Source organism: Streptomyces sp. 6-11-2, from assembly GCF_006540305.1.
GTDB lineage: Bacteria > Actinomycetota > Actinomycetes > Streptomycetales > Streptomycetaceae > Streptomyces.
Genome location: NZ_BJOR01000001.1, coordinates 3869266 through 3883117, shown reverse-complemented (window position 1 = coordinate 3883117; position 13852 = coordinate 3869266). Strand labels below are relative to the sequence as shown.

The window sequence follows — 13852 nt, the reverse complement described above, 5'->3', positions numbered from 1 at the left end:
AATTCGACGACAGGGCCCAGTCCTGTCAGCCCCGTCGGGTCATACGTCCAGCTGGTCGGCGACCGCGCGCAGCAGTCCGGCGACGTTCTTGCCGGACGTCTTGTCGGGGTAGCGGCCGCGCTCCAGGGTCTGCGCGACGCCCTCCAGGAGGGTGGTCAGGTCCTGCACGATGGACGCCAGCTCGTCCGGCTTCTTGCGCTGGGCGGCGGCGACCGACGGGGTCGGATCCAGGAGCGTCACGGAGAGGGCCTGGTCGCCGCGCTGGCCGGCGACCACCCCGAACTCGACCCGCTGCCCCGGCTTGAGCATGTCCACTCCGGCAGGGAGCACCGAGGAATGGACGAACACGTCGCCGCCGTCGTCGCGGGAGAGGAAGCCGAAGCCCTTCTCAGCGTTGAACCATTTGACCTTGCCGGTAGGCAAAGCACGCACCCCATCTCACCGGTCAGCCGAACCACAGTTGCCGCAGGTCAGGCTATCTAGCGCTCGCTCGTGCCTGCCGTTGTCCCGAAGCCTCCCCAGCTCTTTACCCGCCGTCAAGCCCGCCCACTCCAGTCGGCCGAACCTGGCCGATCGGCGTGGGCGCGCTCGCTCGGGGGGGGCGAGGGAGACAGGGGATATCTCAGCACATGAGGGGGCGGCTCCGGCAACCCGTATTCGCGGACGGTGACGACACCCGGACGGCCCACCCGGCGACGCCCCGCGCCACCGGCCGGGCATTGAGAACCACCCCGGAACACACTGCCGTCGACAGCATGACCGCACCCTCCCGGCCGCGGTCCCCGGACACGTCGACACCCGCCCCGCGCAGGGTGTCCTGACGGTGCGGCAGCGAGAAGGGTCGTCCGGTGTCCGAAACGGTTCGCCGCCCGCGAGATCCACCGGCGCCGGTGGCCGGACGCGAGTGCGCCGGCCGGCCACCGCGGGCGTCGCGCGGACGCGCTACGACAGCGCGGAACCGTGGCCCGCGGGGTCCGTCCGCTCGCCGTTGTCGGCGACCAGCGTGCGGGCCGCCACCAGGCGGAGGGCGTCCTCGCTGTTCCAGCTGAGGGCCGCCGCCCGCATCGCCTCGACATCGGGCGGCAGGTCGAGGCCCAGGTCCTCGGCGAACAGGGTCTGGCAGCGCTTGATCGCGCCGAGGGCGCTGGCCGCGTCCCCGTCGATGCAGTGCACCGCGGCCAGGAGCTCCCACAGCCGCTGGCGGTAGGGCGCTTCGGCGATGATGCTCTCGATCCGGTAGGAGAGCGTCTCGGTGCGACCGGCGAGGATGCAGCTGGTGAACAGGTCCTGGTAGGCGTCGAAGCGCGCGTTGTTGACGCCCGCGACGTGGGCGTTGAACCACCGCGCCGGCGGCAGGTCCTGGCCGAACGGGCCGCGCCACCAGGCCAGGGCTCCCTCCAGGACCTCGGCCGCCGGCTCCGCCTCACCGCGCAGCAGCAGATTCCGGCCACGCCGTGCGGCCAGCGTGAACTGCGCCAGGTCGAACTCGTCGGGCGTGATCGCCAGCCCGTAGCCGCTCTGACCGCCCCGGTAGGTCCGCACCCGGCAGCTCAGACCTGGCCGGGCCTCGTCGAGGTCCCGGCGCAGGGCGGTGAGATGGCTCCGCATGTTCGCCGCGGCCGAAGTCGGCGGGTCGTCCCCTAATCTTTCGGCCAGTTCGGTGATCCCTATGGGCTGTTGTCCGGAGCGATTGCGAAATCATTCCTTCTTGCGGCAAAACTCCGGTCCGGTTCGAATATGCCGGGGTCGTCCACCGTTGCCGACCGTCCCGCCGACGCCCGCTCCACGGTCAACCGGGGCTCTGGGTGCCCGCGCACCAGGAACTATCCTTGGTGGCGTGCGTGACGATACCCGAACGAATTCCGCCACAGCCGGCGACCGGCTGGTCCGTGCAGGTGCCATCGTTTTCTTCGTCGGCGCGCTGGCCACCGCGGTGACGTTGGCGCCGCTGTTCCTCGGCGCGAAGCCCTTCCCGACCTACATGTTCGGACTGAGCATGCTCATGGGCGTCGGCTTCCTGATCGCCGGTGCGGGCGTGCTCCGATCGATCGCGGCGGGCCGCCGTCAGGCGCGCGGCGACTCACGGTAGCTGCTGAAGAGCGTGCGGTTGGCCGCGAGCCAGTCCGGGAACACGGTAAGGTCCGCGAGCACGACATCCGCGCCCGCCGCCCGCAGTTCCCCCTCGTCGCACGGTCCGGTGGCCACCGCCACCGACAGGACGCCGGCCGCGCGGGCGCCCCGTACGTCCCCGACGTGATCGCCGACGTACACCCGGGCGCCGTACTCGCGCAGCGCCTCGGCCTTCCGCTCGGCCCACAGGTCGCCGATCACCGCGTCCGGCTCGATGCCCAGGTGCTCCAGGTGCAGCTTGGCGTTCGGCTCGTACTTGGCGGTGACGACGATCGCCCGGCCACCGTCCTGCCGCACGGCCTCGATCGCCTCGCGGGCGCCGGTCAGCGCGGGCGTGGCGGAGACGGCGATCGCCGGGTAGAGCTCCCGGTACAGATCCCCCGCCGCCTCCACGCGCTCGGCCGGGAACCAGTTGACCAGCTCTTCCGCGAGCGGCGGACCGAGCCGCGTGACCGCCAGGTCGGCGTCGATGTACGTTCCCGTCCGCTCGGAAAGCTCCAGGTAGCAGGCGCGGATGCCGGGGCGGGAGTCGATGAGGGTCATGTCGAGGTCGAAGCCGACGGTCAGCGGGCGAGAGGTCATACGGGCCATTGTGCCCAGGGGGCGGGGCCGCGAGACCCCGGACCCGTGTGACGTACAACTATCTCCGGTGCCTGTGGCGTATCTCCGGTGCCTGTGGCGCCGAGCGCGACTACGTCCGCCGCTGCGAGCGCCACACCAGGAACAGCGCCGACAGCACGGCCGCGGCCCGCACCACCCACGGCCAGGTCTGGGAGACCGCGTCGTTCATGTGGCCCTCGGCGATGGGGGTGCCCCAGCGGCCGTCGGTACGGCCCCACAGCCAGACCACCCAGGCGGCGAGCGCCAGGCCGGGCATGCCGACGACGGCCCACTTGGACTCCGCGGCGGTCAGCCGGCGGGAGGCGTAGGCGATGACCCAGCCGAGCAGCAGCGCGTACCAGTTGCCCAGGACCGCGCCGACCACCAGCAGCCCGGCTGCGAGCAGCAGCAGCGGATTGCTCCGGCCCGCCATCAACGGGGGCAGCGCGAAACGCCGGCGCCCGGCGGGCGCCTCCGGCTCGGCCGCCTCCACCGGTTCGCCGGCACCGGCCGCCTCGGGCGCGGGCTCCGCGTCGGCGGATTCCTTCACCGGCGGGGGCTTGAGCAGCTCCGGGATCTCCACCCCGCCCATGAAGCCGGGCACGTCGTCACCCCTCCCCAACGGGCCCTGCTCCAGGCGCCACCATTCGGAGCCGACCACCGGGCCGCCGAGCTCGTCGGCGCTCGCCAGGTGCGGCGGGGACGGGCCGTCGGACGGCGCGGGGCCCGCCGGCCGCTGCGACGGACGCGGCCGCGGTACGACCTTGCGCAGGCCCTTCGGGCGTGCCTGCTCCGCCTCCGGTTCACGCTGCGCGGGCACGGCCGGGGCCGCCGCCCGCGGTCCGCCCCCGCCGGAGCCGCCCGCGGCCGCGACGACGTCGTCGGGGCTGCCGAGCCCGTCGATGATGCGGCGGACGGCGGCGGGGCTGTCCACGGCGGCCTTGGCGCGGCGCCGGTCGATCTCGTTGCGCAGCTCCGCGACCAGACGCATCCGCGTGGCCGAGGACAGCTGGCGTTGCTGAGCGACGTCCCCGACGCGGCTCAGATACTCGTAGACGACCTGATCGCTCTCGATCCCCACGAAGCCCCTCCGGGGTGGCTGGCCGATGACCCCGTTGGACGACGGTACCGTCTCCCGCGCGGTGCCCCGTGCCGCTGTACGGGGCCGGGCGCGACACTCACCCGGTACCGTGAATCGGATGAGCAGCGATGAGAAACCGGCGGCCCCGCGTTCGCTCGCGGAAGCGCTCCGCGCGCGCGACGACGCCTCCCTGGCCGCGCTCCTGCGCCGCCGCCCCGACCTCATCACGCCGGTCCCGACCGACCTCACCCAGCTCGCCACCCGCGCCGGGACCCGCGCCTCGGTGGTCCGCGCCCTGGAGCGGCTGGACCGGTTCGCCCAGCAGACGGCCCAGGCCCTCGCGGTGGCCGGCGACCCGGCCACGTACGGCGAACTGCTCGACCTGATGGCGTCCGAAGCCCGCGATCCCGTCGTCGCCGCCGCGCTGCCCCGCGCCCTGGGCACCCTGCGCGAACAGGCCCTCGTCTGGGGCGGCGACGACCGGCTGCGCCTGGTGCGCACGGCACGCGAGCTGCTCGCGCCGTCGCCCCAGCACCCGTCCCCGACCGGGCTCGGACCGACGGTGCGGGAGGCCGCGGCGGGCATGTCCCCGGGGCGCATCCAGGAGATCGTGACGACCGCCGGGCTGCCCTCGACCCACGACTCCGTCTCCGCCGTCGCCTCGCTCACCGACCTCTTCACCGACCGCGAGCGGATGTCCGCGCTGCTCGCCGGGCTGCCCGCCGACTCCCTCGACGTACTGGAGCGCCTGGTGTGGGGGCCGCCCTACGGTCAGGTCACCCCCGACCCGGCGCCGCGTCTGCGTCGGCTGCTGGACCGCGGGCTACTGCTGCCCACGGCTCCCGGAACCGTCGTCCTCCCCCGCGAGGCGGCCCTGCACCTGCGCGCGGGCCGCGCCCACCGCGCGCCCGAACCGGTGCCGCCGGCCGTGGAGGCCGCCGCGACCCACCGTCCACAGGTTGTGGACGCGACGGCGGCCGGGCAGGCGTACACCGCCCTGGCCACCGTGGAGGAACTGCTGCGGGACTGGGACGAGGGCGGCCCGAACGTGCTGCGCGCGGGCGGTCTGAGCGTGCGCGACCTCAAGCGCACCGCCGTCGCCCTCGACGTGCCCGAACCGGTGGCCGCCTTCTGGGTCGAACTCGCCTACGCGGCCGGTCTGCTCGCCTCCGACGGCGAGGACGACGAGCGGTACGCGGCGACCCCGGCCCACGACGAGTGGCTGGAGCGGCCCGCCGCCGAACGCTGGGCCCACCTCGCGGCGGCCTGGCTGGCGGCCACGCGGACCGCGGGTCTGATCGGCGGACGGGACTCCAAGGACCGGACCCTGTCGGCGCTCGGCCCCGGCCTCGACCGCTCGGCGGCGCCGGAGGTACGGCACCGGGTGCTCACCCTGCTCGCGGGGCTGCCGCTGGGCGCCGCACCGGCCGGTGAGTCGGTGCTGGCCCGGCTGCGCTGGGAGCACCCGCCGCGCGAACCGCGGCAGGAGGACGACCTGCGCGGCCGCCTCGCCCGGTGGACGCTGTCCGAGGCGGAACTGCTCGGCGTCACCGGCCGGGGCGCGCTGTCCGCGCACGGGCGCGCGCTGCTCGGCGCGTCCGCACCGGCTCCCGCGGAGGCGGAGCCCGCGCCCGGGAAGACCCCCGCGGGCGAGGCCGGGCGCGGTCCCGCCGCACGCGCGAAGGCGGCCACGGACGCGGCCGGGGCCGCGCCCGCGAGCCCGGGGGACAAGCTGCCCGTCCACAAGCACCACCGGCCGGAAGGAACCCCCGGCATCCCCGGCACCCCGGCACCCCCGTCCCCGACCACGCCGGTCTCGCCCTTCCCTCCCACCGCCCCCGCCTCCGCCGCATCCGCCGACGAACAGGCCGCCGCGGCCCGCGTCCTCGCCCCGCTCCTGCCCGAGCCCCTGGACCACGTCCTGCTCCAGGCGGACCTGACCGCGGTCGCGCCCGGACCCCTGTGGCGTCCGCTCGCCGAGACGCTGGGCGTGCTCGCGGACGTGGAGTCCAAGGGCGGCGCGACCGTCTACCGGTTCACCCCCGCCTCCGTACGCCGCGCCCTTGACGCCGGCCGCACCGCCTCCGACCTGCACGCCTTCCTCACCGCGCACTCCCGTACGCCGGTGCCGCAGCCGCTGGCGTACCTGATCGACGACGTGGCCCGCCGGCACGGCCATCTGCGGGTCGGCGCGGCCTCGGCGTACCTGCGCTGCGACGACGACGCGCTGCTGAACGAGATCCTCGCCGACAAGCGGTCCGCCGGGCTGCGCCTGCGCCGCCTCGCGCCGACCGTGCTGGCCGCGCAGGCCGACCCGGCCACGCTCCTGGAGGGCCTGCGCGCGATGGGCTACGCACCGGCCGCCGAATCCGCGGCGGGCGACGTGCTGATCACCCGCGCGCACTCCCACCGCACCCCGCCGCGCACCGCCCCCGACCCGGTCCCGGAGGGCCCGCCCGCCCCGGACGCCACGCTGCTGTCCGCCGCGATCCGCGCGATCCGGGCGGGCGACCTGGCCTCGACCGCCCCGCGCAAGCCGACCACGGCCACCCGGGAGGACGGCGAACTGCCCCGCACCGGCTCCGCCGAGACCCTCGCCACCATGCAGGCCGCCGTCCTCACCGGCGAGTCCCTGTGGATCGGCTACGTCAACGCCGAGGGCGCCGCCAGCCAGCGCGTCATCGCGCCGATCCGCGTCGAGGGCGGCTTCGTCACCGCGTACGACCACACCGCGGACGAGGTCCGCACCTACCCCCTGCACCGGGTCACGGGGGTCGCCGAGCTCGCGGACGACCAGCCGTGATCCGCCCCGGATAGGGCACACTGGACGTTTGACCACATGGAAAGGGCGCTGCGTGTGAATGGTCCCCTGATCGTCCAGTCGGACAAGACCCTGCTTCTCGAAGTCGACCACGAGCAGGCCGACGAATGCCGCCGGGTCATCGCGCCGTTCGCCGAGCTGGAGCGGGCGCCCGAGCACATCCACACCTACCGGGTCACCCCGCTCGGCCTGTGGAACGCGCGCGCCGCCGGGCACGACGCCGAGCAGGTCGTCGACGCCCTCGTGCAGTACAGCCGCTACCCCGTGCCGCACGCGCTGCTCGTCGACATCGCCGAGACGATGGACCGCTACGGGCGGCTGACCCTCAGCAAGCACCCGGCGCACGGTCTGGTCCTGACCACCACCGACCGGCCGGTCCTGGAGGAGGTGCTGAAGTCCAAGCGGATCGCTCCGCTGGTCGGCGCCCGCATCGACCCGGACACGGTGGCCGTGCACCCCTCCGAGCGCGGGCAGATCAAGCAGACCCTGCTGAAGCTGGGCTGGCCCGCCGAGGACCTCGCCGGGTACGTCGACGGCGAGGCGCACCCGATCGAGCTGCGCGAGGACGGCTGGGCGCTGCGGCCCTACCAGAAGCAGGCCGTGGAGAACTTCTGGCACGGCGGGAGCGGTGTCGTCGTCCTGCCCTGCGGGGCCGGCAAGACGCTGGTGGGCGCCGGCTCGATGGCGCAGGCGAAGTCCACGACGCTGATCCTCGTCACGAACACCGTCTCGGCCCGGCAGTGGAAGCACGAGCTGGTGAAGCGGACCTCCCTGACCGAGGACGAGATCGGGGAGTACAGCGGGACCAGGAAGGAGGTCCGCCCGGTCACCATCGCCACCTACCAGGTGCTGACGACCCGGCGGAAGGGGATCTACCCCCACCTGGAGCTGTTCGACTCCCGGGACTGGGGACTGATCGTCTACGACGAGGTGCACCTGCTGCCCGCACCGGTCTTCAAGTTCACCGCGGACCTCCAGGCCCGGCGGCGGCTGGGACTGACCGCGACCCTGGTGCGCGAGGACGGCCGTGAGTCGGACGTGTTCTCCCTGATCGGCCCCAAGCGGTTCGACGCGCCCTGGAAGGAGATCGAGGCGCAGGGCCACATCGCGCCCGCGGACTGCGTCGAGGTCCGGGTGAACCTGACCGACTCCGAACGACTGGCGTACGCGACGGCCGAGACGGAGGAGAAGTACCGCTTCTGCGCGACCACGGCGACCAAGCGCAAGGTCACGGAGGCGATCGTCCGCCGCTTCGCCGGGCAGCAGATCCTGGTCATCGGCCAGTACATCGACCAGCTCGACGAGCTGGGCGAGCACCTGAACGCGCCGGTGATCAAGGGCGAGACGTCCAACGCGCAGCGCGAGAAGCTCTTCGACGCCTTCCGCGAGGGCGAGATCAGCGTGCTGGTCGTGTCGAAGGTGGCGAACTTCTCCATCGACCTGCCGGAGGCCACGGTCGCCATCCAGGTTTCGGGCACCTTCGGCTCCCGCCAGGAGGAGGCCCAGCGCCTCGGGCGGGTGCTGCGTCCGAAGGCCGACGGCCACCAGGCGCACTTCTACTCGGTGGTCGCCCGCGACACGATCGACCAGGACTTCGCCGCGCACCGCCAGCGCTTCCTGGCCGAACAGGGCTACGCCTACCGGATCATGGACGCCGACGAACTGCTGGCGGAGGAGGCCTGACCCTCCCGGGGCCCGCCGGACCGCCGTCTGCGGAATTCCAGCGCCACCGCCATGAGCAGGGCCAGCCCCAGCAGGGGGTAGGGCGAGGCCAGGGGCTGCTGCCACCAGGACAGGTGCAGCTCCACGCCCTTGTTGGGGACCATCCACAGGGTGCGGGCCGTGAACAGGACCACGGTGACCGCCGCCCAGACGCGGCGGCCCTCGGCCAGGAGTACGGCGATCAGCGGGACGCACCACACCCAGTGGTGGGACCAGCTGATCGGTGAGACGAGCAGCGCGGTCAGTCCGGTCAGCAGCACGCCCCACCGCTCCCGCCGCACCCGGCACGCGAGCCACAGGCCGGCGACGGTCACCGCGACGGCGGGCAGCATCCAGGCGAGTCCGGGCGACGGCTCCCCCAGCAGCCGGGCGACCAGGCCCTGGAGCGACTGGTTGGCGATGATCCACGGCTTGCCCACCCGGTTGGTCTCGAACAGACGGCGCGTCCAGTAGTCGACGCCGGCCGCGGGCAGCACGAGTGCCCCGACGGCGACCGTCCCGGCGAACCCGGCCACCGCCACGGCCGCCTCGCGGCGCCGCCCCCGCAGTAGCAGGTACACGATGAAGAGGCCCGGGGTGAGCTTGATGCCGGCCGCGACGCCGATCAGGACACCCCTGCCGCGGGCTCCGGGCGGCCGGGTCAGGTCGCACAGGACCAGGCAGACGATCGCGAGGTTGATCTGCCCGTAGACGAAGGTCTGGAAGACCGGTTCGAGCCAGACGGCCGGCGCCGTCGCGGCGCACACTGCCGCAAGCCCGGCCCGGCGCCCGGCGAGCCGCGCGGAGAGGTGGACGAGCCAGGCGAGCAGGAGCGCGTTGCCCGCGAAGAACGCCGCCTTCAGGGCCGCGGCGGGAAGCCACACCGCCGGCACGAACAGCAGGGCCGCGAACGGCGGGTACGTGGCCGGAAGCCGTCCCTGCGTGACCGTGAAGCCGTACAGGTCGCGGCCGTGGACGACCGCCGCGCCCTCGGCCTGGTAGACCACCGCGTCGGGCATCTGCACCCGCTGCACCGCGAACAGGACCGCGAGGGCGGCGAGGGAGACGACGAGGAGGGCCAGGGCGAGTGCCGCTGGTGACCGGACCATCACCTTCCGTGCTGTCACGGACCGACCCTAGTTGCTCACTTGTGGCGTACGCCCGCCTCCTCGCCGTACTCGCCGAGGACGACCACGTCGAACAGGGCGCCCGCGAACACCTTGACGGCGTGCAGGGCGTCGCCCATTACGTGATGACGGGGGCCGTCCTGGACAGCCGTGGCGCCGGCCGGGCGAGCGGCGGGAGCCGGGTGGATGGTTGCTGCGCTCATATCTCCATGGTGGATCCGGGGGCATAGGACCGGCATCGGTCCACGGACCGGGCCTTCCTGCCTCCGAGTACCCCTCTGGAGGGACCTCTGCCCCTGCGTCCGGCGGACGCGAACCCCTAGGGTCTGGCGATCACGGCACCTGGGCGGGCCCGGAGCGGGAAAACCGGTTGGCCTCCGCGCGTAGCCGCGCCCTAGAATCCACCCTCTTGCCCGCCTCCTCACGGAGCGCCGCCGTCCGGACGGAAACCGGTCGGCAGATCCCGCCGCCGCGCGGCGCAGCCACACGGCACCACCCCACGGCGCCCGCCCGCCCCGAAGGCCTTCCGGAGGCACCCCCTTGTCGTCCCTGTCGTCCTCGTCTCCCGCGTCTCCCTCGTCGCCTTCGTCTTCGTACATGCCCGGCGACCCCCTCGCCCGCGAGCGCGCCCACCTGTCCGCCTCCCGGGCCGCACTGCGCGCCATGCGCGAGGACGCGGAGTCGCTCGACATCCGGGACGTCACCGCGAACTGGGTCAACGCCGAAGTCCTCGCCCGCCAGATCGACGAGCGCATCAAGGCGCTGGCCGACCTCAGCGACACGCCGCTGTTCTTCGGGCGGCTCGACTACCTGCACGCCCCGGGCGCGGACAGGGCGGAGGGCGCCGAGGGCGAACGCTTCTACATCGGACGCCGGCACGTGCACGACGGCGAGGGCGACCCCATGGTCATCGACTGGCGCGCACCGGTCTCGCAGCCGTTCTACCGGGCCTCCAGGAAGGACCCGATGGACGTCGGGCTGCGCCGCCGCTTCGGCTACACCGGCGGCGACCTCACGGCGTACGAGGACGAGCACCTGTCCGACCCGGCCGAGCCGTCGGGAGCCGCCACCACCAGCAAGCTGCTCCAGCAGGAGATCGAACGCCCGCGTGTGGGCCCGATGCGCGACATCGTGGCGACCATCCAGCCCGAGCAGGACGAGATCGTGCGGTCCGGGATGTCCGGCACCGTCTGCGTCCAGGGCGGACCCGGCACCGGAAAGACCGCCGTGGGCCTGCACCGGGTCGCCTACCTCCTCTACGCCCACCGCGAGCGGCTCGCCCGCACCGGCACCCTCGTGATCGGGCCGAACCGGTCCTTCCTGCACTACATCGAGCAAGTGCTGCCCGCGCTCGGCGAGTTGACCGTTCAGCAGGCCACCGTCGGCGATCTGGTGGCGCATGTGGAGGTGCGGGGCGCGGACGACGCGGCGACCGCGATCGTCAAGGGCGACGCACGGATGGCGGAGGTGCTCCGCAGGGCGCTGTACTCCCACGTGACCATGCCCACCGAACCGGTCGTGGTGGTGCGCGGCTCGCGGCGCTGGCGCGTCCCGACGTACGAACTGGAGGACATCGTCCGGGAGTTGCTGGACCGCGGCATCCGCTACGGCGCCGCCCGCGAGGCCCTGCCGCAGCGGATCGCGCACGCCGTGCTGGTGCAGATGGAGCGGGCGGGCGAGGCCCCCGACGACCGTGTGCAGGACGCGGTGGCCCGCAACGCGGCGGTCAAGGCGGCCGTCAAGGCGGTCTGGCCCCCGGTCGACCCGGCGAAACTGGTGCTGCGGCTGCTGGCGGACGCGGACTTCCTCGCGGAGCACGCGGACGGGATCCTCACCGAGGAGGAGCGCAAGACACTCCTGTGGGCCAGGCCCGTACGGTCGGTGAAGTCGGCCAAGTGGTCCGCCGCCGACGCCGTACTGGTCGACGAGGCCGCCGACCTGGTGGAGCGGACCCACTCCCTCGGGCATGTCGTCCTGGACGAGGCGCAGGACCTCTCCCCCATGCAGTACCGGGCGGTCGGCCGGCGCTGCACCACCGGCTCCGCGACCGTCCTCGGCGACCTGGCCCAGGGCACCACGCCGTGGGCCACCCGCACCTGGGAGGAGGCCCTGGCCCACCTCGGCAAGTCCGACGGCCTGATCGAGGAGCTGACGGCGGGTTTCCGCGTGCCGACGGACGTCATCACGTACGCCTCCCGGCTGCTGCCGCACATCGCCCCCGGGCTCACCCCCGTCGCGTCGGTGCGCGAGAACCCCGGCTTCTTCGAGATCCGTACGGCCGCCGGGGACGCCGAGGTGGTGTCCGCGTGCGAGGAGTTGCTGCGCAACGAGGGCTCGGTCGGCCTGATCACCGCCGACGCCCGCGTCCCGGCCTTGGCCGGGGCGCTGACGGCGGCCGGCCTGCCGTACCTCGCCCCCGGCGAGGAGACGACGGCCGAGACCCGCCTCACCCTGGTCCCCGCCTCACTCGCCAAGGGCCTGGAGTACGACTACGTCGTCCTCGACGAGCCCCAGGCCGTCGTCGACGGCGAACCCGACGAACGCACCGGCCTGCGCCGCCTGTACGTGGCCCTGACCCGAGCAGTCTCGGGCCTGATCGTGACCCACACGGCCCCCCTGCCGGGTCAGCTGTCCTGAGGGCCACCGGACTGCTGAGAGGGCGGGTCGGCGGGAGCGGGGGCAGCGGGGCTGGTTTCCTCGCCGAGCGCAGCCGAACCGGGCGCATCACCGGGCGCGGCGGGACGCGGCACGGCGGGACTGGGCACGTCGCCGGGCGCGGCCCAACCGGACGCGGCGGCGCCGGACGCGACGACGGGCGCGGCAGGGCTGGACCCAGCATGGCCCGGTGCATCACCGGGCGCAGCGGGACGCGGCACGGCGGGACTGGGCACGTCGCCGGGCGCGGCCCAACCGGACGCGGCGGCGCCGGACGCGACGCCGGGCACGGCAGGGCTGGACCCAGCAAGGCCGGGTGCGTCGCCGGGCAAGGCCGGGCTGGACGCGGTAGGCCCGAGTGCGGCGGGACTGGGCGCGCCGGCGCCGGATGCGGCGGATCCGGGCCCGGCAGGGCCAGCCGGCGCGGCGCCGGGGACGGCCCCGTTCGAGGGCGGCGGCGCGTACGGTCCATGGCTGCCCTGCGGTGACGCGTACGGCCAAACCGCGCCCGGCGGCGGAGCGTACGCCCCCTGTGCGCCCGGCGGCGGGTACACCCCCTGCGACCCGGGCGGCTGCGGGTACGGCCCGTACATGCCCTGCGGCCCCGGGTACGGCCCGTACGCACCCGGCGCCTGCTGCGGGTACGGACCGTACCCACCTGGCACCTGCTGCGGGTACGGCCAGTACGCGCCCTGAGGTGGTGCGTAGGGCAGGAAATGGGGCGGGACCGGCTCGGGAGGCGGGGCTGACACGTGCTGCGGGCGGCGTCGCCGTGCCAGCCACAGCACGATCGCGGCGAAGAGCAGCACCGAGGCCATGTCGACGAGGGCCAGTTGCCAGGTGGCGTCCGCCGCCGTCTCGTCGGACGCCAGTCCGTCCACGTACGCGGCGGACAGACCGAAGGCCAGCAGGTTGTTCAGCGCGTGCAGGGCGATGGACGCCTCGAGGCCGCCCGTGCGGATGGTCAGCAGCCCCGCCACCACACCGAACACCAGGAGATCGGCGAAACCCCAGGGCGTGCCCCAGCCGTGCGCGGCCGCGAAGAGCACCGCCTGCGGCAGCACCGCGAGCCACGGGGAACGGAGGAAGGCACCGGTCGCCTGGAGCAGCCAGCCGCGGAACACGTACTCCTCCGCCGCCGACTGCAACGGCACGAGGACCACCAGCATGGCCAGGGAGACGAGGAACGTCTGCCACCCCACCCACACGCCGGCCCCTCCGCCGTCGCCCTGGTCGTCCGGCAGGAAGATCGCGACCACCGGTAGCAGCACCATGGGGGGCACGGCGGCCAGCAGGCACCAGGCCAGCCATCGCCAACGCGGCCGACCGGTGACGGAGGCCACCGTGCCGGCCGGACGCCGGCCCAGCCAGAGCACGGCCAGCAGCACCAGCGGCAGGTCCACGGCTATGAACGCCAGATCCAGACCCGTACCCAGAACGGGGCCGAAGTCGACGCCACCGTCCGGCAGTTCCGGATAACCGGCGGCCGTGCCGATCCCCTCGGTGAGGAGGTACAGGAACAGGGTGGCCAGGACCGACCCGAACACCAGCACCACAGTGCCGAGCAGCGGCCACCACCAGCGGTGGTGAGGTGAGTACCGGGCCATACGGTGATACGGAAGCCCGGTGGGGTCAGGGGACGTTGCTGTCATGAACGACATCGTGCCCGGTCCGAATGGGCCAGGCGTACGAATTACCCGCCCCGGACCCACCTCACCCCGGTCCGGGCACCGTGTC

The 13852-nt window shown here is 73.8% G+C and carries 11 protein-coding genes; 4 read left to right on the top strand and 7 right to left on the bottom strand.

The window, feature by feature from the left end; genetic code table 11:
* Positions 1-39 precede the first annotated feature (39 nt).
* Positions 40-423, bottom strand: coding sequence for a cold-shock protein (locus TNCT6_RS41695; RefSeq protein WP_141360163.1), 384 nt, complete (start codon positions 421-423; stop codon positions 40-42).
* A gap of 519 nt (positions 424-942) precedes the next feature.
* The gene (locus TNCT6_RS16970; protein WP_141360162.1) at positions 943-1608 is read right to left on the bottom strand and encodes a BTAD domain-containing putative transcriptional regulator; all 666 of its coding nucleotides are present in this window, start codon (positions 1606-1608) and stop codon (positions 943-945) included.
* 229 nt (positions 1609-1837) lie between these two features.
* Between TNCT6_RS16970 and TNCT6_RS16965 the strand changes: the two genes are divergently transcribed.
* Positions 1838-2089 (top strand): hypothetical protein, encoded by a 252-nt coding sequence (locus TNCT6_RS16965; RefSeq protein ID WP_141360161.1) that lies wholly within the window; start codon positions 1838-1840, stop codon positions 2087-2089.
* Here TNCT6_RS16965 and TNCT6_RS16960 read toward each other — a convergent pair.
* Both TNCT6_RS16960 and TNCT6_RS16955 read right to left on the bottom strand, forming a co-directional pair.
* Positions 2065-2712: an HAD family hydrolase gene (locus tag TNCT6_RS16960; RefSeq protein ID WP_172632927.1), complete on the bottom strand. Its 648-nt coding sequence runs from the start codon at positions 2710-2712 to the stop codon at positions 2065-2067. The genes TNCT6_RS16965 and TNCT6_RS16960 overlap by 25 nt on opposite strands.
* Positions 2713-2821: 109 nt before the next feature.
* Positions 2822-3811, bottom strand: coding sequence for a hypothetical protein (locus tag TNCT6_RS16955; protein ID WP_141360159.1), 990 nt, complete (start codon positions 3809-3811; stop codon positions 2822-2824).
* 118 nt (positions 3812-3929) lie between these two features.
* On the opposite strand from TNCT6_RS16955, the gene TNCT6_RS16950 reads away from it, so the two are divergent.
* Both TNCT6_RS16950 and TNCT6_RS16945 read left to right on the top strand, forming a co-directional pair.
* Complete coding sequence (locus TNCT6_RS16950; RefSeq protein WP_141360158.1) at positions 3930-6614, top strand: helicase-associated domain-containing protein; 2685 nt, start codon at positions 3930-3932, stop codon at positions 6612-6614.
* Between the two features lie 54 nt (positions 6615-6668).
* A complete protein-coding gene (locus tag TNCT6_RS16945; RefSeq protein ID WP_141360157.1) occupies positions 6669-8315 on the top strand; it encodes a DNA repair helicase XPB in 1647 nt (548 codons plus the stop codon).
* Here the strand turns inward: TNCT6_RS16945 and TNCT6_RS16940 are convergent.
* Together TNCT6_RS16940 and TNCT6_RS16935 are read right to left on the bottom strand one after the other, a co-directional pair.
* On the bottom strand, positions 8270-9460 hold the full coding sequence (locus tag TNCT6_RS16940) for a glycosyltransferase 87 family protein (RefSeq protein WP_373996177.1): 1191 nt from the start codon (positions 9458-9460) through the stop codon (positions 8270-8272). The genes TNCT6_RS16945 and TNCT6_RS16940 overlap by 46 nt on opposite strands.
* A gap of 17 nt (positions 9461-9477) precedes the next feature.
* Positions 9478-9663 carry a hypothetical protein gene (locus TNCT6_RS16935; protein WP_141360156.1) on the bottom strand — a complete coding sequence of 62 codons (186 nt, stop codon included), beginning with the start codon at positions 9661-9663 and terminating at the stop codon, positions 9478-9480.
* A 394-nt stretch (positions 9664-10057) separates the two neighbouring features.
* Here TNCT6_RS16935 and TNCT6_RS16925 point away from each other — a divergent pair, with 394 nt between their 5' ends.
* The gene (locus tag TNCT6_RS16925) at positions 10058-12097 is read left to right on the top strand and encodes a UvrD-helicase domain-containing protein (RefSeq protein ID WP_141360154.1); all 2040 of its coding nucleotides are present in this window, start codon (positions 10058-10060) and stop codon (positions 12095-12097) included.
* On the opposite strand, the gene TNCT6_RS16920 is transcribed toward TNCT6_RS16925, so the two are convergent.
* On the bottom strand, positions 12085-13767 hold the full coding sequence (locus TNCT6_RS16920) for a type II CAAX prenyl endopeptidase Rce1 family protein (RefSeq protein WP_253266132.1): 1683 nt from the start codon (positions 13765-13767) through the stop codon (positions 12085-12087). The two genes, TNCT6_RS16925 and TNCT6_RS16920, sit on opposite strands and share 13 nt — an antisense overlap.
* Positions 13768-13852 lie beyond the last annotated feature (85 nt).

Excerpts from the sequence above, each read along its gene's own strand:
- TNCT6_RS16970 (WP_141360162.1), bottom strand. The coding sequence starts at position 1,608 with ATGCGGAGCCATCTCACCGCCCTGCGCCGGGACCTCGACGAGGCCCGG.
- TNCT6_RS16960 (WP_172632927.1), bottom strand. The coding sequence starts at position 2,712 with ATGACCTCTCGCCCGCTGACCGTCGGCTTCGACCTCGACATGACCCTC.
- TNCT6_RS16950 (WP_141360158.1), top strand. The coding sequence starts at position 3,930 with ATGAGCAGCGATGAGAAACCGGCGGCCCCGCGTTCGCTCGCGGAAGCG.
- TNCT6_RS16935 (WP_141360156.1), bottom strand. The coding sequence starts at position 9,663 with ATGAGCGCAGCAACCATCCACCCGGCTCCCGCCGCTCGCCCGGCCGGC.
- TNCT6_RS16925 (WP_141360154.1), top strand. The coding sequence starts at position 10,058 with ATGCCCGGCGACCCCCTCGCCCGCGAGCGCGCCCACCTGTCCGCCTCC.
- TNCT6_RS16920 (WP_253266132.1), bottom strand. The coding sequence starts at position 13,767 with ATGACAGCAACGTCCCCTGACCCCACCGGGCTTCCGTATCACCGTATG.